This is a genomic window from Bradyrhizobium sp. (assembly GCF_016462955.1).
Classification (GTDB): domain Bacteria; phylum Pseudomonadota; class Alphaproteobacteria; order Rhizobiales; family Xanthobacteraceae; genus Bradyrhizobium.
On record NZ_JAEMSD010000541.1, the window covers coordinates 2,210 to 4,374 of the forward strand.

At 66.9% G+C, this 2,165-nt stretch carries 2 protein-coding genes and 1 pseudogene; all 3 read right to left on the reverse strand.

Translation table 11 applies throughout. The annotated features are described in order from the left end of the window. A pseudogene (locus JHD07_RS33840) lies at window positions 1–233 on the reverse strand (ATP-binding protein); the annotation flags it as partial. 188 nt (window positions 234–421) lie between these two features. Next, window positions 422–1,612 carry an RHE_PE00001 family protein gene (locus JHD07_RS33845; RefSeq protein WP_196236098.1) on the reverse strand — a complete coding sequence of 397 codons (1,191 nt, stop codon included), beginning with the start codon at window positions 1,610–1,612 and terminating at the stop codon, window positions 422–424. A gap of 223 nt (window positions 1,613–1,835) precedes the next feature. Then, window positions 1,836–2,165 (reverse strand): type II toxin-antitoxin system VapC family toxin (locus tag JHD07_RS33850; RefSeq protein WP_291630064.1); only part of this gene is annotated, 330 nt, incomplete at its 5' end.

Sequence of the window (2,165 nt, forward strand, 5' to 3'; positions counted from 1 at the left end):
TTCCGGCTGTGCCGCGGCTCAACCCGCTCGATAAAATCCGCCGCCGCCTCGGGAAAGGGAATGAGGGGCGCGAGCGCCTTGGGACCGCTCGGCCGGCTCGGGCCAGCCTCGAGCGTCTTGCGCAGGCTCCGTGCCAGAGCGCGATTATTCTTCTTCTCCTCCTCGTCGATGATTTGCTCTGCCACGGCGCGGAACTCGTCGTCCCGACCGTAGCTGGCCAGCAATTTCTTCATCAACTCCCCGCGGGCCATGGCTCTGCTTTACTTTCCCCTGTGGGACGAATCATAACCTCAATCGAAGTGTTTCACGATGGGGTTACTGCCCGATTTAAACAACGCAAATGGCCGACGGCCACAGATGGCAAATTGGATGTCCGAAATACATATGCAAACTTCGGACAGCCCAAGCAGGGGGCGGCCTTTCAGAGAATCCCCCACGCCCGATAGCGTCCCCGTCCGGTCGCCTCGCGCAAGCCGAGCTCGGCCACCAGGTCCTGCGCGGCGCGCGGCGTGATGCCAAGTTCCTTGGCGATCATGCCGGCCGAGACAATTGGGCGGGTCAGCACGTAGTCCAAGAGTGCCGGCAGCCGGGAGGTGGTGCGGCGGCCGTTGAGTTTGCGGGTAAGCAGGGTGCGCTGGTTCAGCCAGCGATCGTGGTCCTTGAGGCCGGCCGCGGCAGCAGCGGTGATCGCCTCGAGCTGGACGGCGAGTCGCGCCGCAGCGTCGCGCGGCCGTCGGCGTTCACGCGGGATCGCCTTCAGCCCCTCGTGCAGGCATGGCAGATGCCAGCGGGACTTGCCGCGATCGCGCAACACGCTAGCTGCGAGCAGCCGGCCGAGCCAGGGCGTATGCTGTAGCGGTGCAATCTGGTCCCAAGCCTCCGCTGCGATCGCCGCCGCCAAGGTCGGGGGCAGGGGGCGAGTCTGGTCGAGGGTGGCGCGCCAGTCCTCGATCCGGGCGTCTTCGTCCCAGTCGGGATCGTAGACCAGCGGATCGCGCTCCGTCCGGGGGCGGCCCTCGCCGGCTAACGTCTGCTCCGCGCGGACCATCGCGGCGTCGACCGCGGCGAAGGCGGCCGCAAGGCGCTGGTCCGTCTCGATGAGCCCGGGCTGACCGTCGATACCGGCCTCGTCGTCACCGTCGAATTCGGCGTCGTCGCGCTCGTCTCCCCTCGCCGTTTCCCGGTCGTCCTCCCCTTCCCGGCCGCGCAAGCCAGCAAGGCCGGCGACCGACAGCGCCCAGCCGGGTTTGGCGTCGGCGATGCGACGGCGCGTCCGCAGCACGGCCCGGGCTCGGGTCAGCTCGTGGGTCGGGGCGCGGATATCCATGCCGGCGTCGTGGAGAACCAGATCTTCGAGATGGACGAGCTCACCTTCCAGCCACAGACTGGCGCAGGCATCGGTATAATGGGTGCGGGCGACCCAACCCTCGCGGATCGGACTTCTGGCCAGCCGCTCGTCGAGGCGGGCGAGCGCATCTTCGGCGGCGGCGAGCGGACCGGCGAGCTGGGCCCAGGGCAGCGGATCGGGGATTTTGTAGCTGGGCGACAAGGTCTTGATAACCTTAACAGGAATCACCGAAACGGAAGCTAACACAGCTTTGGGTTCCGTCATAGCGAGGCATGTTCCCGGCCACCTCTCACTATCGATAACCACCCCTTATCGATAGGGTTGGACGTCACGGCGCAAATCAGCGAGTCTGAGCTCTGGGGAGCCCCGGACATCGCATCGTCTGGGCACCCGATCGGCCCGTGAGCCCGCCATGCTGAGGCGCTTTGCCGTTCCGGAAGACAAAGTCCCCTGCCCTTCCGGTTGCAGGGACGGCCTGGCGGCCGCCTCAGGCGGCCTCGATGTCGGTCTGCGGAAAATCGCCGCCCTTGAACATCAAGGGCTGCCCCAGATGCCGGGCACAGGCATAGGCAAAACAGTCCCCAAAATTGAGGCTCGCCGGATGCCGGCCCTTGCCGAACCGGTCGAAGGCATCCAATGCGATCCGCGCCGTCTCCGGCGGCACCGCCACCACGGCGATTTCCATCAGCGCCAGATAGCCGTCGACCGCTTCCGCGGCGGCGCTGACCGAAAGATTAAGAACCCGCGCCACCGCGACCCCCGCCTCCCACACCGCCAACGGCGACGTCAGACGCGTCCCGGTCCGCTGCAGGCGGGC